The following is an 18751-nucleotide window of genomic DNA, read 5'->3' as shown; positions in this document are numbered from 1 at the left end:
CTATGTTGGTGGACGCCGCCGCTGCAACACCCCAGGTCGGCAGCCTAATTTATTTCTCCACCAAATCAGGTAACACTCATCGTTTTGTACAAAAACTTGGTCTGGCCGCACAGCGCCTTCCGCTAGGGCGTGATGAACCGACGCTACATGCCACAGCACCTTATATATTAATCACGCCCACCTACGGGGGCGGCGAGGCAAAAGGTGCGGTGCCAGGGCAAGTTATTCGCTTTCTTAACGATGAGCAGAATAGACGCTTTATTCGCGGCGTCATTGCTGCCGGTAACACTAATTTTGGTGATGCGTATGGCCTGGCTGGTCGCGTTATTGCAGAAAAGTGCCGTGTGCCATTGCTGTATCGATTTGAATTCTTTGGCACCGACGATGACGTGGCCAAGGTTCGCAAAGGAGTAGAAGAGTTTTGGAAACGACAAACCTAGTCACGAAAAACCAGGCTGAACCCAAACGGCCGGCTACGGGAGCTTCCGAAGCGCGTACTTTGGATTACCACGCGCTAAACGCGATGCTTAATTTGTACGGTGCCAACGGTGAGCTACAGCTGGATAAAGACCGTGAAGCAGCACGTCAGTACTTCCTGCAACACGTTAACCAGAACACCGTCTTTTTCCACTCGCTGGAAGAAAAGCTCGATTACCTGATGGAAGAGGGCTATTACGAAGCGGAGATGCTCGGCCAATACAGCTTCGCTTTTGTTAAAGCGTTGTTTGAGCAGGCGTATGCCTACAAATTCCGTTTTCCAAGCTTTTTAGGTGCCTTCAAGTACTACACCAGCTATACGCTAAAAACGTTCGACGGTAAGCGCTACCTTGAGCGCTATGAAGACCGCGTATGCATGGTGGCACTGACCCTGGCGCGCGGCGATGAAGCGCTGGCAAAATCCTTGGTTGATGAAATAATCAGTGGTCGTTTCCAGCCAGCGACGCCTACCTTCCTGAACTGCGGCAAGCAGCAGCGTGGTGAGTTGGTATCGTGCTTCTTGCTGCGTATTGAAGACAATATGGAGTCGATCGGTCGCTCGATTAACTCAGCGCTACAGCTTTCCAAGCGGGGCGGCGGTGTTGCCTTTTTGTTGAGCAATATCCGTGAGTCCGGCGCACCCATCAAGCGTATTGAGAATCAGTCGTCGGGTATTATCCCGATCATGAAACTCTTGGAAGACGCCTTCTCCTATGCGAACCAGTTGGGTGCTCGCCAAGGCGCTGGCGCGGTTTATCTGAATGCGCACCACCCCGATATCCTGAGTTTTTTGGATACCAAGCGTGAAAATGCTGACGAGAAAATCCGCATTAAAACGTTGTCGCTGGGCGTGACGATTCCGGATATTACGTTTGAGCTTGCCAAGCGCAATGACGATATGTACCTGTTCTCGCCTTACGACGTTGAGCGCGTTTATGGCGTCCCGTTTGGCGACGTCAGCGTTACCGAGAAATACCATGAGATGGTCGCGGACGCGCGTATCCGTAAGCACAAAATCAATGCGCGGGCGTTCTTCCAGACACTGGCAGAGCTGCAGTTTGAGTCGGGCTATCCGTACATCATGTTTGAAGATACGGTCAACCGGGAGAACCCGATTGCTGGTCGTATCAATATGAGTAACCTGTGTTCGGAAATTCTGCAGGTCAATACACCTACCGAATACGACGATGATCTTGGCTATCGCCAAATGGGTCAGGATATCTCCTGTAACCTGGGATCGATGAACATCGCCAAGGTAATGGACGCCGGCAATATTGGCGAAAGCGTTGAGATCGCCATTCGCGGGTTAACCGCAGTTTCAGAAATGAGCAATCTACGTAGCGTACCCTCTATTGCCGAAGGTAATGCCAAGTCACGCGCTATTGGTCTTGGTCAGATGAACCTGCACGGTTACCTGGCTCGCGAACACATTTATTATGGCTCTGAAGAGGGGTTGGACTTTACCAACCTGTATTTCTACTGCATCGCCTTTCATGCCATCCGCGCGTCGAACCGCTTGGCGATTGAGCATAATGATACGTTTGCAGGCTTTGAAGACTCCAAATATGCAACGGGCGAGTTCTTCGATAAATATACCGACCAGGAGTGGCTGCCACGCACCGATAAAGTACGCGGCCTGTTCGAGCGTAGCGACATCACGCTGCCTACTCAGCAGGACTGGCAGGAGCTCAAGGCCTCGGTAATGGCCCACGGCCTTTATAATCGCAACTTGCAGGCGGTGCCGCCCACGGGCTCTATTTCCTATATTAACCACTCGACCTCAAGTATCCACCCGGTAGCGGCCAGGATCGAGATTCGTAAAGAAGGCAAGCTGGGGCGTGCTTATTACCCTGCGCCGTTCTTGAGCGAGTCCACGTTTGATTACTTCCAGGACGCTTATGAAATTGGCCCTGAGAAGATTATTGATACCTACGCTGAGGCTTCCAAGCACGTTGATCAGGGACTCTCATTGACGCTGTTCTTCCCGGACACTGCGACAACGCGTGATATCAATAAGGCGCAGATTTACGCGTGGCGAAAAGGTATTAAAACGCTCTATTACATTCGTCTGCGCCAAAGCGCGCTGGAAGGTACTGAAGTGGAAGGCTGTGTTTCCTGCACGCTTTAATACCCGTGCCTGGCAAATTGCCAGCATTTGATATTCTGTACTTGTGCGCCGTATGTAATACGGCGCTTTTAATGAGAGTTATTTCATGACTACCACGCAACGCTTATCGCGGGTGAATGCGATCAACTGGAACCGTCTTCAGGATGACAAGGATCTTGAAGTATGGAATCGCCTGACCAGTAACTTTTGGCTGCCGGAAAAAGTGCCGCTTTCCAACGATATTCAATCGTGGAACACACTGACCCAGCAGGAAAAGCAGCTAACCATTCGCGTGTTTACAGGCCTGACGCTGCTGGATACGATCCAAAGCAGCATTGGTGCTCCGGTGCTAATGGAAAATGCTCGCACACCCCATGAAGAGGCGGTATACACCAATATTGCGTTTATGGAGTCGGTGCATGCGCGCTCGTACAGCTCGATTTTCTCGACGCTATGCGCCACGCGCGATGTGGATGATGCCTTCCGGTGGAGTGAAGAGAATCCCACGCTCCAGGCTAAGTCAGAACTGATTCTGGAGCGCTATCGCTCTGATGACCCGTTGATGCGCCAGGTGGCCAGCGTATTTTTGGAGTCCTTTTTGTTCTATTCGGGCTTCTATCTGCCCATGTACTGGTCCAGCCACGCCAAGCTAACCAACACCGCTGATCTTATTCGTTTGATTATTCGCGATGAAGCGGTACACGGTTACTACATTGGCTACAAATTCCAGCAAGCCTTGGCAGAAGCCACGCCCGAGCGTCAGCAGGAAGTCAAGGATTACGCGTATGAGCTGCTTCTTGAGCTGTATGATAATGAAGTGCGCTACACCGAGTCACTGTATGACGAAGTGGGGCTGTCGGAAGATGTGAAGAAATTTCTTCATTATAACGCCAACAAAGCGCTGATGAACCTGGGCTATGAGCCGCTGTTCCCCAGTAGCGTGACCGACGTTGACCCGACGATTATGGCGGCTCTGTCGCCCAGCGCGAATGAAAACCACGACTTCTTCTCAGGCTCTGGCTCCTCGTACGTTATTGGCAAAGCCATTGCCACTGAAGATGATGACTGGGAGTTTTAATAGTCTCATCCGGTAAGCGGTAAAAAGAGGGAAGGGCCATGCCAGATGTAACGCCAAACACGGCCAGTGTACTGAAAATCGCAGCGGCCGTTGTAAGTGACCTTGATGGTCGACTGCTGCTGGTGCGTAAACAGGGCACCGCTTTCTTTATGCAGCCGGGCGGTAAGATCGACCCGGGTGAAACGGCACTGGCAGCACTATGTCGTGAGCTTAAAGAAGAGCTCGGTTTGCATGTCACTGAAGACCGGCTGCTTCCTTTGGGCGTACAGAAGGCCCCGGCGGCGAATGAGCCTGGCATGACGATTGAAGCGCAGCTCTATGGGCTGGTGATTGATGAGCCGGTAGAGGCGGCCGCTGAAATCGCTGAAGCCAAATGGGTAAGCCGTGAGCAGGCGTGGGAGCTTCCACTCGCGCCGCTAACCAAAGGCTATGTCATAAAGACTGTGTCATAAAGGCCGTGCCATAAAGACTGAGCCATAAAGACATGTGTCATGTTGAACGTTTAAGACATCAAGCATCACCATTATAAGCGGGGCGCCATTTGGCGCCCTTTTTTATACCCAAAATAAAGCAAAAAACGTCTTAATGTTAATGATAAATATTGTCATTTATTGAGATGGTGGTAGGCTAACGCGTAGAATTTAAACGCAAATCGTTCTTATACTTAATTGGTTTCTAGTGTGGCTAATGGTAAAGCTCGCTAGGCAGTAATGGAGAGTCGACGTGCTGAACAGGTCTTTCTTTGCCGTGCGTACGTGTTGCTTAGCCTTCGTGCTAGTCAGCGGTGGGCTAATGGCAAGCGATGAAACAGCGGGCCAGGCGGCCCAGAGCGTAGAAGCCCAACAAACCCAGGTGGCCCTGCAGCAGCAAATTGATGCAGCCGATGAAGAGACCCGGGGCGCGCTAGAAGAGTTACGTCGGCTAGAGCGTGAGACTCGCCAAATGGAGGCCACAAACGCGTCGCTAAGTGCGCGTTTGGTAGAAGAAGCCGAACGTCAGCAGCGTTTAAGTACTGCACTGAATACTCTGGAAGAGACACGCGCGGCGCTACCGCTTATCGAGCAGGATATGCAAGCACAGCTAACGCGCTGGATTGAGCAGGATATGCCGTTCTTGCGCGATGAGCGCTTGGCTCGAGTCGTGCACTCTGATGAGGCGCAGAGCAGCAATACCGTTGAGCGGATCAACGGCTTATTAGAAGCATGGCGAGTAGAGCTTGAATACGGCCGTGACATTGATAACTGGCGCGGACGTTTGCAAAGCCCTGAAGGCAATGCTCGGGAAGTAGATTATCTACGCGTCGGTAGAATTGGATTTTACTACCTGACGCCAGACGCTCGGGAAGGCGGTGTTTGGGATGCCGCCAACCATGAATGGCTACCGTTGGATGAGCGAGCACGGCGCGAAGTCCGCAATGGTCTGCGCATCGCCGCTGACCAGCGCACGCCGGATCTATTGAGGTTGCCGCTATCCATTACCGTTGCAGAACAGCAGGGAGGTCAGCCATGAGCGTCAATCGTCAACGTCTGCAACGCCTGGTAAGTGCTGGTTTGTTGGTGGGGCTTGTCGCCGTCAGTTTCGGCGTCTCGGCGCAAAGTGAGCCTGTTTCATCGCTACGCGAAGCACGCCAGGCCGCTGAGGCGCGTGACCAGGAGCGCTTGGCGCGCTTTTTGGAAGATCAGCAAGCGTTAAATGCAGCGCTTGAAGAGGCTCGCGCCGCCCACCAGTCAGCCGAGGAGCAGCGTGAGGCGCTGCAAGCCCAGCAAACCGAGCAGGCTGAGCAGGCCAGTGAGTTAACCGAGCGCCAGAACGAACAGGGTGAAGCGCTTTCCGGCTTGTTGGCAAACCTTGCGCGACACAGTACCGAAGTGCGCAACGCATTGGGTGAAGATAGCTGGTTAACCTTGCAAGAAGAGATACTGCCGCCTCGCCTGGATAACGCGGAAGTGCTTGAACGTCGTCAGCTAGAAAACGTGGTCGACAGTTTGGCAACGCTGGCTGCAAAAACCGGGCAGGTTGAACGTTTGGAGCTTCCGGTCGCGGATTCCAGCGGCACGATCGCGCCCCGTAACGTGGTTCGATTGGGTGACTTCGCCGCGTTTACGGAAAATGCACTACTTCAGCAAGAAGGTGACGTCAGTCATTTGGCCGAAGCGCCGCGTACGCCAGACGAAATTCAAAGTGTGCTCGCGGCTTACCATCAGGGAGAAAGCAGGGAATTCCTGATTGACCCCACTCAAGGCCCCGTTTTACAGGCGCTTTCTCAACGTCCTAGCCTGTGGGAGCGTTTCCAGCAGGGCGGGTACGTCGGTTATGTCATCGTCGTGCTGGGGGTGTTGGGTCTGCTGGTGGCGCTGGGGCAATATGCCTACTTGGTGCTACAGAGTCTTCGCGTGCGCCGCCAACGTCAGTCGCTTAATCAGTTGCAGTCGAATAACCCACTAGGCCGCGTGTTGCTTCGCTTTAAAGAGATGGATAAGCACCAAACCCCTGAAGCGTTAGAAGCACGTTTGGATGAAGCGGTACTGGCAGAGTTGCCGCGCATTGAGCGGGGTCAGCCCATTGTTAAGCTATTGGCTGCTATTGCACCGCTGCTGGGGTTGTTAGGTACGGTGACCGGCATGATTGTAACGTTTCAGGCGATTACCGTGTTTGGCACCGGCGATCCGCAGCTCATGGCAGGGGGCATTAGCCAGGCATTGGTCACCACGGTGCTGGGCCTCATTACGGCGGTGCCTTTGCTGTTTGCGCAAACGGCGCTTTCAAGCCGCAGCCGTCACTTAAGCCAGGTGATTGAAGGCGAGGCGAGTGCGACCTTGGCGGATCATTTGGAAGCTCAATCTACTGCTCATGCTACGTCGGTGAATTGATATGCCCACGCTACCTCTCTGGCTTGAACCGGTAGAGCGGTTAGTCGATGCCGGTGGTGCGGTTCTGGTCGTGCTAGCGTTGGTCGCGGTGCTGGTGTTCGGCATGGCGATAGAGCGCTGGTGGTACTACCGCATTACCTGGCGTTCCGCCCGTCGGCAGTTGGTTCGTCGCTGGGCGGAGCGCCGCGACCACCGCAGCTGGAGCGCGCGCACGCTACGCCACGTGTGGACAGAAGCACTAGTGGCCAGGCTTCGTCGTCCGCTGCCCTGGTTAAAGCTGCTGGTCGCGCTCTGCCCCTTGCTAGGCCTGCTGGGTACTGTTACCGGCATGATTACCGTATTTGATAGCCTCTCGATGAGTGATACGCATCAAGCGCGTGCGATGGCCGATGGCGTGGCGCGTGCAACGCTGCCTACGTTAACCGGCATGGCGATTGCGGTCGTGGGGCTTCTGTTTATTAGTCGTTTAGAGCATGTGATTCGTCGAGAAGATCAGCGGTTGCATGACCGGCTGGCACGTGCCTTGGAGGAGAGTGATGCGTAGACGCCGTTCAATGGACGCAAACGCAGAAAGCAATGAAGTCAACCTGACGCCCATGCTCGATGTGGTGTTCATTATGCTGATCTTCTTTATCGTAACGACCAGTTTTATTAAAGAGAGCGGTATCGAGATTGAACGCCCGGAATCGAGTGCGGCGAGTCCACGCCCGGAAGCGCAGGTGCTGGTGGCTATTACGCCTGAAGGTGCTGTCTGGGTGGACGGTAAGCCAGTGGATGTCCATCACGTGGGGCGGGAAGTGGCCGGTATGTTGACCGAGCAAGGGTCTGCCGTGATCCAGGCGGACCGGGCATCGACGACCGGGTTGCTCATTGAAGTTATGGATCGCCTTAAAGAGGCTGGGGTAGAGCAGGTGGCCGTCGCTGCGAGCCGGAGTGCGCCATGATGCGTCATGCGGTGTCCTTTCTGGTGGGAATTACGCTGGCAGTGGGTCTATTTTGGCTGCTGGCGCTACTGGTAACGCCGCCAGAAAGCGAGCCTGAAACGCCGATAATGACCATGACCATGAATATGGTGGAAGCGCCAGAAGTGGCGCCTGAGCAAGAGGCGCCAGCGCCGCAGCCTGCGCAAGCCACGCCTCAGCAGGTGCCGCCGCCCATGCCGACACCCGAGCCGCCTCCGGTAACCGATAGTGCTATTACGCTGCCTGATGTAGAGCTACCTGACGTACCCGTCGAGCCGGTGGAGATGGATGATGAGCTGCCGGAGTTAACGGAAATAGCGCCCGAGCCTCAACCCGAGCCTCAGCCCGCACCGCAGCCGGAACCTGCACCTGAGCCATCCCCAGAGCCGCCGACGGAAGCAGCGCCAGTAGAGACGCCCACGGAGGCACCCGCTCAGCGTGAAGCGGCCCCGGTAGCCGAAGCGCCGCCTTCCAACGAGCCAGTAAGTGTCGGGCAGGTGGCGCCTACCAATCGTGTTAACCCCAATTATCCACCGCGCGCGCAGCGCAGAGGTATGGAAGGGTTCGTTGAGGTGGAATTTATTATTCGTCGCGATGGTAGCGTTGACCGGTCCTCCGTTCGAGTAACGAATTCTCAGCCACGGCGTGTATTTGATGACGCCGCCCAAAAGGCTATTGGGCAGTGGCAGTTTGCCAGCAGCCAGCAGATCCGGCGTGCCACACAGCGCATAGAGTTTCAATTGAGGTAGCGGAATGCAGCGTTTAGCATGGATTCTAATGTTCAGTGTTTGGGCTTCTGCCGCCCAGGCCGATGCACCGCTTTCGGGTGACATCATTCGTGATTTGAAAACGCAGCAAGAGCAGTTGAAAAGTGGTGCGTTTGAGACCGTGGCTGAACGCGCCACCGCCCAGGCGAATCGATTGGCTGGAGGAAATGTTTCTGACCGTTGGGCCAGTGCGCTCTACCATCAGCTGGCGGCAAGCGCTTTGGCTCGCCAGGAAAAGCCAGCTCAGGCCGCTGATCATCTCGCATTGGCGCGTCAGACCAGCGGTGTGGGTGCAGAGCAGGCAGCGCGTTGGTTGCGTGAAGAAGCGTCGCTGCGGCGTGTGGCGGGGCAAAATGAGCAGACCATTGATTTATTGAGCGAATGGCTAGAGAGCGAGCAGGATATCGCCGCGCTATGGCAGTTGGTGCGTTTGATGGCGCAAGAGGCGCAGTGGGATGCTGCCGCTGAGCGGCTGAATCAGGCCGTTGAGCAAACACAAGCGCTTGATGAGAGCCAGCAAGCACTGGCGCTTGCCGTACTACGACATTCAGGGCAAAGCGAGCAGGCGCTTGGCTGGTTGGTTGAAGGCCTGGGCCCACAAAGCGATAGAGACGCGTGGCAGCAGGCAGCGGGGCTTGCCCAGCAGGCAGGCCAGCCAGGCGTCGCCGCTGGCTTGTGGGAAATGGCGTGGCAGTTGGGTAAGCTGGAATCAAAGGATGACTTTTGGCTACTGGTTCAGTTACATCGAAGTGGAGGAACGCCTGCGCGGGCCGCTGAACATGTGGAAAATGCCTTGGCGAAGGGGGAGCTTGAGCGAGATGAGCACTCGTTACGCTTGCTCGCCACGTCCTGGCAGCAGGCCAAGCACGTCGATAATGCGCTAAGTGCCTGGCAAACATTGGCTGAATATACCCAAGCGGCCAAGGACTGGCGCCAATATGGGCAGTTGGCTTATGCCTGGGGAAATGAAGAGCAGGCCGAGCAGGCGCTTTTCCAGGCAGCTGAGTTGGGCGATGAAGAAGCCAGCCAGTGGCTGGCCAATTTCAATTAACGTCAGAAGTACTGAGCGTAATCGCAAAATCGCTCCAGGTCGGTGCATGGTCGGAGGGGCGTTCCATAGCGCGCAGCTCATAATCGATCCCCGCTGCCTGAATGCAGTCGGCAAGCGGCTGTGTTACTAGAATATAGTCGATCCGTAGGCCACGTTTGGGCTCGCGGTCAAAGCCTTTGGAACGATAATCAAACCAACTGAACCGCTCATTGTTCTCTGGGTAGCAAAGGCGATAGCTGTCGGTTAGTCCCCAGGCTTTGATGCCCGCCAGCCATTCGCGCTCAATCGGCTGAAAACTTGCTTTGCCTTCACGCAGCCAGCGCTTGCGGCTTGCCTCGCCAATACCGATATCCTGATCTTCAGGTGAAATGTTAAAATCACCCATAATCGCTAGACGCTCGTCCGCACGGTAATGTTTGTTGAGCAGACTTGTGAGTTGGCGGTAAAAGTGCGCTTTATGGGGAAATTTCGTCGGATGGCTAACGTTTTCACCCTGTGGGAAGTAGCCGTTCCAAACGGTGACTGATTCGCCGTCGTTAGCCAGCAAGCGTACGCCAATCATGCGCCGCTGCGCTTCTTCGCCATCATCGGGAAAGCCATAAAAGATGTCCTGGGGCTTTTGGCGGCACATTAACGCCACCCCATAGTGGCCTTTTTGCCCATGGTAATAGACGTGATAGCCCATAGCCTCTACATCGGCCAGGGGGAACTCGCTGTCCTGTACTTTGGTTTCCTGCAGGCCTATAACGTCAGGCTGCTGGGTATCAATCAAGGCCTGCAACTGATGAAGCCGAGCGCGGATGCCGTTGATGTTGAAAGAAACCAATCGCATTACGATTTATCCTCTGGCGTATGATCCGCCTCTTTGTCAGGATGGATGGCGATACTTTGGCCCTCCTGTTGGCGCGCCAGCTTGCGCTCTGCCTGAAGTTTACGCTGCTGCTGCTTTTTGGCGACAAAACGGCGTGATGAGGTCACCTGGTCGGGGTTATCATGGCGCCACTGTTTATAGTCTTTGCGGCGCCCGGTGCGAATCGTCACCTTGTCAGCCAAAGAACGTGTTTTTTTCTTACGCGTCATGTCGCGCTCCTTATGTCGAATTAAGCCATATTCTAACAGGCTCTGGCCTACCTTCGACAGCAGGACGCGCTCTTAGCGCCAACCCCTGATACAATACGCGCTTCGTGATGCCTAACATTCACAGTAATGGACAGATACATAGCCTATGAGCGAGTCGGAACAGACCATAGCATCGGCCCAGAACCGCAAGCCGAAACGTCGCCGTCGGAAACCGCGTCGCCGCCAGTCTAGCTGGGATCTTCGTCAGTTTCAGGTGCCTGCCGTGGCTGGCAAATGGCGCTTTCATGACTTTGATCTGCCGCTACCGTTGATGCGCGCCATTCATGCCCAAGGGTTTGAATACTGCACGCCGATCCAGGCTGAAGCGCTACGTGCAACGCTGCTGGGTGGCGATATAGTGGGTAAAGCGCAAACCGGTACCGGCAAGACGGCTGCATTTTTGATCTCGGTAATGGCGTACTTCCTTGAAGAGCCTGCACCTGATGGTCAAAAGCCCGGTGCGCCGCGAGCACTGATTATTGCGCCTACGCGTGAGTTGGCCCTGCAAATCGAAAAAGACGCCAAGGCGCTTGCTCGCTTTACGCAGTTGAACGTGGCCAGCGTTGTTGGTGGGATGGACTATCAAAAGCAGCGCGAAAGTTTGGGCAAAAAGATTGATATCCTGGTCGCAACGCCAGGCCGCTTGCTGGATTTCCATCAAAAGCGTGATATCGACCTTTCTGAAGTGGAAGTGCTGGTATTGGATGAAGCCGACCGTATGCTGTCGATGGGCTTTATTCCTGACGTGAAGCGTATTATTCGCTACACGCCGAAGACAGAAGAGCGCCAGACGTTCCTGTTTTCTGCCACCTTTACCGACGATATTCTCAATCTGGCCAATCAGTGGACGGTTAACCCAGCCCACGTTGAGATTGAAGTCACGGTTGAAAACCAAGCGGATATTGACCAGCGTGTTTATCTCGTCTCGGACGACGATAAGCAGCGCCTGCTGGTAAACCTGCTTGAGCAAGAGAGCTTTGAGCGTGTGATGGTATTCGGTAATCGCCGCGATTTGGTTCGTAAGCTGGATGACCTGCTGAAAAAAGCCGGTATCAGTGCGGCCATGCTGTCGGGTGACGTACCGCAAAACCAGCGCATCACTACGCTTGAGCGTTTCCGCGAAGGTGATATTCAAGTGTTGGTTGCTACGGATGTGGCAGGCCGCGGAATTCACATTGAAGACGTAAGCCACGTCATCAACTACACGCTGCCTGAAGACCCGGAAGACTACGTTCACCGTATTGGTCGTACCGGTCGTGCAGGCGCCAAAGGCGTTTCCATCAGCTTTGTGGGCGAAGAAGATGCCTTCTCATTGCCTGAGATCGAACGCTATATCAACGGCAAACTGCCCTGCGAACATCCGCCGGAAGGTATGCTGTAAAGCACATGCTTGATGATGCCCTAAAAAGCGATATTCAGGACGCTTATCGTCGCGTGGTGGAAAAGCTTGAGCTGACGCCACGCTACGGGCAGCGCCTGATGATTGCTGAGATTGCCCGCACGCTAGGGGACATCGAAAGCGATAGCGAAGGCAAGCGCACCAGCGACAGTCATGTCTGTGTGCTGGAGGCAGGCACCGGTACCGGCAAAACGCTGGCGTATCTGATCGCTGCATTACCTATTGCGAAAGCGCGTGGTAAGCGGCTGGTCATTTCGACCGCTACGGTTGCCTTGCAAGAGCAAGTGCTGAATCAAGACTTGCCCGCGCTTGCCAGCCATAGTGGCATTGCCTTTCGCTACGCGTTGGCGAAAGGTCGCGGCCGATATGTGTGTGTGGCCAAGCTGGACCAGGTAATGGAAGGCGCTGAGCCTAACCCGACGCTTTCGCTATTCGAGCAGTCGCTGCAAACCGAAAGTAGCGACTTTACCGTGCTTGCCACTGATATGACGGACGCCTATGGGCAGGGGAAGTGGGAGGGCGACCGCGATAACTGGCCCACCACCATTGATGATGCCCACTGGCGGCGTCTAACGGTAGACCACCGCCAATGCACCGGTAGGCGCTGTGGCCACTTTGGCGCCTGTGCCTTTTTTCGCTCGCGTCGTGATCTTGAAAATGCAGATGTCATCGTTGCCAACCATGACCTGGTGCTGGCGGATTTGGCGCTGGGAGGTGGGGCGATTTTACCGGATCCTGCCGACTGCATTTTTGTCTTTGATGAAGGCCATCACCTGCCTGATAAGGCGCTTTCGCATTTCGCCCACCGGTTTGCCGTACACGGCTGTGTGCGTTGGTTAAACACGCTTAAAAGCAGTTTGACCGACCTGAATCAGGCGTTGGCGGTGCAGCCCACCATCGCGCGCTTACTGGCAAGCCTGCCCGAGGCCATCCATGGCCTGGAACCTGTGCTAGGCGATGTGTTTAGCGTAGGGCACCAGCTGGCAGGGCGGCCCAATGGGCTGTCCGATGAAGAAAATATACTGCAATCGCGGTTTGAAAAAGGCCAGGTGCCTGATGCACTGCGTGAACAGGCGCAGCAACTGCTGGTGATGTTTGCCACGCTCTCACGCTGTCTGGAAAGCATCAGCGAGATTCTGCGTGAAAGCCTTGATCCTGATAAACAGACCGGGCTTGATCGCGAGCAAGCGGAAAGCTGGTTGCCACTGGTCGCTCTGCTGCATGGCCGCGCCCTGGAGGCCCACGCCTTATGGCAAGCGTTTAGTGAACAGGATGCCCCTAACGCGCCGCCAAGTGCCCGGTGGCTTACGCTAAGTCGGGTGGCGGGTGAGCCTGAGATTGAGTTTTCTGCAAGCCCTGTATCAGCGGCCCATACGCTTGCCAAGCATTTGTGGGGGCGCTGCCATGGTGCAGTGGTCACCTCGGCAACGCTGACTGCACTGGGTCGATTTGAACGCATTCAGGAGCGCGCCGGGTTGGCTAATCGGTACCGCTACCAGGCGTTGCCCAGCCCGTTTGATTATGCCAATGCGGTGCTGCGTGTGCCAAAGGAGGCGACGGACCCGGGTGATCGCGATGCACATGAAAATGCGATCGCTCAGTTTGTCACGCAATTGACCGATAAAGAGGCGGCCCTGGTGCTGTTTTCTTCTCGTGCGCAGCTTCGCGCGGTAGAGAAAAGTCTGCCAGCGGCCATCAGAGAGCGGGTGCTTGCCCAGGATGCGCTGCCCAAACGAGAGTTAATTGAGCGGCACCGCGCGGCGGTCGACAAGGGCAAAGGCAGTATTATTTTTGGGCTAGCCAGTTTTGCTGAAGGGATTGATCTGCCTGGTGACTATTTGACCCACGTGGTGATCACGCGGCTGCCGTTTTCAGTGCCGGATGACCCGGTAGGGGCGACGCTTGCCGAGTGGATCGAGAGCCAGGGCGGGAACTCGTTTATGCGTATTAGCGTGCCGGATGCCTCGATTAAACTGGTGCAGGCCTGTGGGCGGCTGATTCGTAAAGAGAGCGACCAGGGGGTCATTACGTTGTTGGACAAGCGTGTGATTACCCGGCGCTACGGTCAGGCGCTACTGGATGCTTTACCACCGTTCAGGCGCGAGATTCACCCATAAGCCACCTGTAATCATCTGCCCCCCCCCCGCTATGGCATACGCCATAGCGGGGCATGTGCATGCAGTCAGGTTACTGCGCAATGCGCTTGGCAAGTGCCGGTGCCAGCTTATCGTTCATGCGGGTAAACGTTTCTACCGTCGTATCCCAGTCGATGCAGGCATCCGTAATGGAGACGCCGTACTGCAGTTGGCTTAGGTCCGCGGGGACTTTTTGATTGCCCCAGCCGATATTGGATTCCACCATCAGGCCGATGATAGAGGTGTTGCCTTCAAGGATTTGGTTGGTCACGTTCTCCAATACCAATGGCTGTAAAGCCGCGTCTTTATTAGAGTTGGCGTGAGAACAGTCGATCATGATATTGGCAGAAAGATTGGCTTTTTTAAGCTCTTTTTCAGCCAGCGTCACGCTAACACTGTCGTAATTGGGTTTGCCGTTACCGCCCCGTAGAACGACGTGGCCGTATGCGTTACCCCGGGTGCGAATAATGGCTACTTGACCGGCTGGGTTAATGCCCAGGAAATTATGCGGGCTCGCCACGGACTGCAGCGCATTGATAGCGACGTCCAGGCTGCCATCGGTTCCGTTCTTAAAACCGACCGGTGAGGAGAGGCCTGAGGCCATTTCGCGGTGGGTTTGTGACTCAGTGGTACGTGCACCAATCGCTGACCAACTGATACAGTCTTGCAGATATTGAGGCGAAATGGGGTCGAGTGCTTCGGTCGCCAGCGGCAAGCCAATGTCCGCCAGGTCGACCAGCAGCTTGCGCGCAATATGCAGGCCTTCATCAATCTCAAAGGAGTCGTTGAGGTGCGGGTCGTTGATAAGGCCTTTCCAGCCGACCGTTGTGCGAGGCTTTTCAAAATACACGCGCATCACGATATAAAGACTATCGCTGACCTGGTCGGCCAGTTTGCGCAAGCGGCGGGCGTAATCCAGCGCTGCGTCTACATCGTGGATAGAGCAGGGGCCGACGACAACTAACAGGCGTGGATCTTTACCATCCAGAATATTCTGAATCGTTTGACGCCCTTCAATGACCGTACGTTCAGCGGTATCGGTAAGAGGAACCGCCCGCTTGAGTGCGTCGGGCGTGGTGAGGACATCCTGGGCGAGGACGTTAAGGTTATGGACCTGTTGTTCTGACATCTAGCTACCTATGCGTGCGCAGTGAGCGAAAAATAACGCCTACTATGGCGTGTCAGGGTGGTAAAAATCAATTCTTGAGGAACTTGAAAGCGTTGAGCAGTGTCAGCTTCAAGATTTTGCAAGTAGTGTGTAAGCGCTTGATGCCTCGTACAGAACGCGTAACACTTAGCGTTATGAATCATAAACACAGCGGCATAATTGGTCGCCGCTGTCATCATTGTCATTAATTAATGCCCAAGGGACGCTATGCTGCTTGCTGTGAAGGCCCGCTCAAAAGGGGTGACAGAAATAGGGCTCGACGCATGTCGTACGAGCTGGAGGGGCGTGTGAATGGGCACTCGGGAAACGGATCAACAGCTTGTCGAACGTGCCCAAAAAGGTGATACGCGCGCGTTTGATCTGCTGGTAAAAAAATACCAGCATAAAATTATTGGTTTGATCGGTCGCTACGTACACGATCACTCTGAGGTCCAGGACGTGGCCCAGGAAGCGTTTATCAAAGCCTATCGAGCGCTCGGTAAGTTTCGTGCTGAAAGTGCTTTCTATACCTGGATGTATCGCATTGCTATCAATACGGCTAAAAACCATCTGGTATCTCGGGGCCGACGGCCACCTGGTAGCGACCTGGATATTGTGGATGCAGAGCTTGTCGACCAGAGTGGCCGATTGGCAGATGCCGAGTCGCCAGAAGCTGCTATTGCACGTGATCAACTTGAAGCCGCCGTTTTTGAGGCGATTGAAAAGCTACCGGACGATCTACGTACGGCCATTACGCTGCGCGAACTGGATGGCCTTGCCTACGAAGATATTGCTCAGGTAATGCAGTGCCCAGTGGGGACTGTGCGTTCGCGGATTTTTCGCGCGCGTGAAGCGGTGGATGAACACATTCGACCGTTAGTGACGACTGCACGGAACAGTCGCGACGAATAGTGGTCGATAGAACTGAATAATCACAGTGCTGCTGGAAGTTGCAGGTAGAAGTTGCAGGTAACGGTCAGGACACAGAAAATTACGTTTTTCCTTTTTTTGTGAACTGTCTGGCAGGCAAAGCGTCATACTCATCAGTTGCTTCCGTTGAGCGGATGAGAACAAGCAGCCGTGACGCTTTAGAGCTACCATGTCGCATCAAGCGGCTGATGTACCAAAGAATGAGGCAGCATCATGCGAGGTGCGTTGCACTAAGCGAGTTGTTATCAGATCTTGGCCAGTGGAGTTGTTACAGCGGTCGCTGCTTATTTGCCGTGCTGCGGTAAGGCTTCATTTAACACAGTGTGAGGGTGTGAAGTATGAGTCAAAACACACGGGAATCGCTTTCAGCATTAATGGATAGCGAAAGTGATGAGCTGGAACTACGCCGAGTGTTGAAGGCACTGCCAAATGATACTGATGCGGCAGATACGTGGCGACGTTATCACTTGGCTCGTAGCATGATGCAGCGTGAGCGGAGTGTTGATGTGAGCGCCGACCTTTCCGCCGGTATTATGGCGCGTTTACAGGATGAACCTGCTCCGATGATGGCTGACGCCCCAGCGTCAATCCCTGCTCGGTCAAGTAACATCTCTTTTGCCCGCGGCGCCGGTGTTGCAGCAGCGGTATCACTTATGGTGATTACTGGTGTTCAGTTCTTTGGTGCTGACGGTGAAAGTATTGAGCCAGGCAACACTATTGCGGCAACGTCCTCGACGGGCGGAGGTGCAGCGGGTCAGGTTCAGCCTGTCAACCTTGCCGCCTCGCAGCCAGCGTCAATGACCTCTGCCAGTATGCCGATGTTTGAACCAACGCCTTTTCGGGTTAATGGTCAAGCGCAAAACGGGCTAATGAACGTAAGCGAAACGGGTTTCGCTTCAGCCGCCGTGGCTCAAAGTGCTCCCGCACAGCAAGGTACCACTATTGATGTTGATCAGATCAGGCTTCTGCAGTCGTATCTGGAGCAGCATTCTCAGGGTGCCGCTTATGGCAATGGCGAAAGCTGGATGCCATTGATGCGTTCTTCTGTCACTGAACCACTAGGCCAACGCTAACATGTTATGACAATGTTTCCGGAGTGAGGCACCTGAATACGAATTTTAAACACGTATTCGTAAGGTATAACTCGGGAAAATGCCTTGGTTTCGAGATAGGTATTTGAAAGATGGCAGGTAACAGCAGGCTAAGAGTGGCTACCGAGAGATAAGGGAATAAACCCGCATGATGGTGACCTGGCGAAACAGGTGGATGGCTTCTGCTGCGTTATTGAGCATTAGCCTGTTGCCTTTACAGCTCTATGCACAAACTGATGAACGGGGCATGTGTGCGGATGTGCCCTCTGAAAATGCATCTGGCAATGTTCAGGTGTGGCTGGAAAGAAGTTTACAGGCGAGCCATTGTTATACGTTTCAAGCGCGGGCCGTGGTGATTAATGCCATTGATGTGCGCACGCTAGCGCTTTCTCATCGCATTCAGGATGGTGTTCGCCAGCAAGTTGTTCAACAGCTTGATGGCCCCTCTGTAAGCGTCGAGCGTCGCTCCCGCGTAGGACAGCTGGCTTGGTCAGAAAAAAGCGAAAACGGCGCGTTCCCTTCTCTGGAAGGGTGGGTTGACCACGCTTCTCAGTTTTACGATATTTCGCTGGATGAAGACGTCCGAGTCGCTGGGCGCGAGGCGGCAACGCTTCGATTTGAGCCGCATGACCAGCAGCGTTATACCCATGAGTGGTGGTTGGATAATGCAACCGGCTTATTGTTAAAACACGTGTTAAGTGATTCAACGGGTCGTATTTTAGAAACCTTTCAAATAACACAATTAAATGAGCCCGAGCGCTATACAGGTCAGGTTGTCATTGATGCGTTGCCCGTCAGCACAGAACCCGCTTGGCAGCCTTCATGGCTGCCCGAAGGGTTTGTCGCTCAGCCGACATTCTCCCAAGGTGACGAGGCGCATCAGCGTTTGTATAGCGACGGTTTGGCCACCATTAGCATTTTTGCCGAGCCTCAAGCGGGGCCGCAAGATTTGAATCGCGGCGTCCACCAAATTGGTGTTTCGTCGATAGCGGTTGACGAATATGCTGAAGGCGAGCAGTACTGGCAGCTCGTCGGTATTGGTGAAGTTCCCCCTTCAATGCTTCAGCGTATTGTTCAATCGGTTGAGTTTGACTAAATTTTCTTATGTACATTGTGCGCATGTTCTCCAGCTCAATCAGTCCAGCCAAGGTATTAATGCGTAGATGAAATCTGAAAGAGATGCCTTGCTGCGTGCCGGTCGCGTTGTTGGCTACACCCCGCGTGGGCTGTTAGTCGATGTGTCGGTTAAAGAGAGTTGTCAGCAGTGTGCCCAGGGCCGTGGATGTGGCATGGGCGTGTTGGCGCGTCAGCAGCACCAGCGTATTGAAGTCAAAACCCCTTATGCCTCCCAACTTTGCGAACACTACCCGCTTGGCACAAGCGTAACGCTTACTCTTGGCCGTTCCGATATTACCCTGTTAGCCTTGCTTGTCTATGCGCTGCCGTTATTGGTTGCGCTAATGTTATCAGGAGGGGTTGCAGCGTTAGGCGGGGCTGAGTGGTGGGCACCCGCCAGTTTTTTTATGACGTTGTTCATTGGATGTGTGACTTTAAAAAAAATGCTTAGCGGGCGAACGGAACGCTTTCGCCCTCAATTGGTCAGTTAGGCGTCCTGCAT

Annotated in this window: 19 protein-coding genes; 16 read left to right on the top strand and 3 right to left on the bottom strand. The window is 54.4% G+C overall.

Annotation, left to right across the window (positions count from 1 at the left end):
* Positions 1–2: 2 nt before the first annotated feature.
* The 10 genes from nrdI (at position 3) to ACT3R4_RS00350 (ending at position 9312) form a co-directional block, all read left to right on the top strand.
* A complete protein-coding gene (gene nrdI, locus ACT3R4_RS00395) occupies positions 3–440 on the top strand; it encodes a class Ib ribonucleoside-diphosphate reductase assembly flavoprotein NrdI (protein ID WP_192526378.1) in 438 nt (145 codons plus the stop codon).
* Positions 422–2605, top strand: coding sequence for a class 1b ribonucleoside-diphosphate reductase subunit alpha (nrdE, locus tag ACT3R4_RS00390; RefSeq protein ID WP_441677073.1), 2184 nt, complete (start codon positions 422–424; stop codon positions 2603–2605). The genes nrdI and nrdE overlap by 19 nt, the downstream gene beginning before the upstream one ends.
* 85 nt (positions 2606–2690) lie before the next feature.
* Positions 2691–3662 (top strand): class 1b ribonucleoside-diphosphate reductase subunit beta, encoded by a 972-nt coding sequence (gene nrdF, locus ACT3R4_RS00385; protein WP_087109253.1) that lies wholly within the window; start codon positions 2691–2693, stop codon positions 3660–3662.
* A gap of 38 nt (positions 3663–3700) precedes the next feature.
* On the top strand, positions 3701–4114 hold the full coding sequence (locus ACT3R4_RS00380) for an NUDIX hydrolase (RefSeq protein WP_192526379.1): 414 nt from the start codon (positions 3701–3703) through the stop codon (positions 4112–4114).
* Positions 4115–4385: 271 nt separating this feature from the next.
* On the top strand, positions 4386–5171 hold the full coding sequence (locus tag ACT3R4_RS00375; protein WP_441677074.1) for a DUF3450 family protein: 786 nt from the start codon (positions 4386–4388) through the stop codon (positions 5169–5171).
* A complete protein-coding gene (locus tag ACT3R4_RS00370; RefSeq protein WP_441677075.1) occupies positions 5168–6532 on the top strand; it encodes a MotA/TolQ/ExbB proton channel family protein in 1365 nt (454 codons plus the stop codon). Before ACT3R4_RS00375 ends, ACT3R4_RS00370 begins: the two co-directional genes overlap by 4 nt.
* A gap of 1 nt (position 6533) precedes the next feature.
* Entirely contained in the window at positions 6534–7076 is a 543-nt protein-coding gene (locus ACT3R4_RS00365; protein WP_441677076.1) for a MotA/TolQ/ExbB proton channel family protein, read from the top strand.
* Positions 7069–7476, top strand: coding sequence for an ExbD/TolR family protein (locus tag ACT3R4_RS00360; RefSeq protein WP_172116392.1), 408 nt, complete (start codon positions 7069–7071; stop codon positions 7474–7476). Before ACT3R4_RS00365 ends, ACT3R4_RS00360 begins: the two co-directional genes overlap by 8 nt.
* On the top strand, positions 7473–8243 hold the full coding sequence (locus ACT3R4_RS00355; protein ID WP_441677077.1) for an energy transducer TonB: 771 nt from the start codon (positions 7473–7475) through the stop codon (positions 8241–8243). The genes ACT3R4_RS00360 and ACT3R4_RS00355 overlap by 4 nt, the downstream gene beginning before the upstream one ends.
* A gap of 4 nt (positions 8244–8247) precedes the next feature.
* Entirely contained in the window at positions 8248–9312 is a 1065-nt protein-coding gene (locus ACT3R4_RS00350) for a hypothetical protein (RefSeq protein ID WP_441677078.1), read from the top strand.
* Here ACT3R4_RS00350 and xthA read toward each other — a convergent pair.
* The gene (gene xthA / locus ACT3R4_RS00345) at positions 9305–10144 is read right to left on the bottom strand and encodes an exodeoxyribonuclease III (RefSeq protein ID WP_193056307.1); all 840 of its coding nucleotides are present in this window, start codon (positions 10142–10144) and stop codon (positions 9305–9307) included. The genes ACT3R4_RS00350 and xthA overlap by 8 nt on opposite strands.
* Complete coding sequence (locus ACT3R4_RS00340; RefSeq protein ID WP_172116396.1) at positions 10144–10392, bottom strand: hypothetical protein; 249 nt, start codon at positions 10390–10392, stop codon at positions 10144–10146. The genes xthA and ACT3R4_RS00340 overlap by 1 nt, the downstream gene beginning before the upstream one ends.
* A gap of 145 nt (positions 10393–10537) precedes the next feature.
* On the opposite strand from ACT3R4_RS00340, the gene rhlB reads away from it, so the two are divergent.
* Positions 10538–11812 carry an ATP-dependent RNA helicase RhlB gene (rhlB, locus tag ACT3R4_RS00335; RefSeq protein WP_441677079.1) on the top strand — a complete coding sequence of 425 codons (1275 nt, stop codon included), beginning with the start codon at positions 10538–10540 and terminating at the stop codon, positions 11810–11812.
* Between the two features lie 5 nt (positions 11813–11817).
* Entirely contained in the window at positions 11818–13947 is a 2130-nt protein-coding gene (dinG, locus tag ACT3R4_RS00330) for an ATP-dependent DNA helicase DinG (RefSeq protein ID WP_441677080.1), read from the top strand.
* Positions 13948–14017: 70 nt separating this feature from the next.
* Here dinG and ACT3R4_RS00325 read toward each other — a convergent pair whose 3' ends face one another.
* Positions 14018–15094 carry a 3-deoxy-7-phosphoheptulonate synthase gene (locus ACT3R4_RS00325; protein ID WP_172116399.1) on the bottom strand — a complete coding sequence of 359 codons (1077 nt, stop codon included), beginning with the start codon at positions 15092–15094 and terminating at the stop codon, positions 14018–14020.
* A 330-nt stretch (positions 15095–15424) separates the two neighbouring features.
* Between ACT3R4_RS00325 and rpoE the strand changes: the two genes are divergently transcribed.
* The 4 genes from rpoE (at position 15425) to ACT3R4_RS00305 (ending at position 18740) form a co-directional block, all read left to right on the top strand.
* Entirely contained in the window at positions 15425–16024 is a 600-nt protein-coding gene (gene rpoE / locus ACT3R4_RS00320) for an RNA polymerase sigma factor RpoE (protein ID WP_172116400.1), read from the top strand.
* 356 nt (positions 16025–16380) lie between these two features.
* Positions 16381–17115 carry a sigma-E factor negative regulatory protein gene (locus ACT3R4_RS00315; RefSeq protein WP_441677081.1) on the top strand — a complete coding sequence of 245 codons (735 nt, stop codon included), beginning with the start codon at positions 16381–16383 and terminating at the stop codon, positions 17113–17115.
* A 166-nt stretch (positions 17116–17281) separates the two neighbouring features.
* On the top strand, positions 17282–18229 hold the full coding sequence (locus ACT3R4_RS00310) for a MucB/RseB C-terminal domain-containing protein (protein ID WP_441677082.1): 948 nt from the start codon (positions 17282–17284) through the stop codon (positions 18227–18229).
* Between the two features lie 67 nt (positions 18230–18296).
* Positions 18297–18740, top strand: a complete 444-nt coding sequence (locus tag ACT3R4_RS00305; RefSeq protein ID WP_441677083.1) for a SoxR reducing system RseC family protein — start codon at positions 18297–18299, stop codon at positions 18738–18740.
* Positions 18741–18751 lie beyond the last annotated feature (11 nt).

The sequence above is a fragment of the Halomonas sp. AOP7-E1-9 genome, from assembly GCF_052376035.1.
Lineage (GTDB): Bacteria > Pseudomonadota > Gammaproteobacteria > Pseudomonadales > Halomonadaceae > Vreelandella > Vreelandella citrativorans.
Note: the sequence above shows the minus strand (reverse complement) of the source record. Positions and strands in the feature narration are given on the sequence as shown.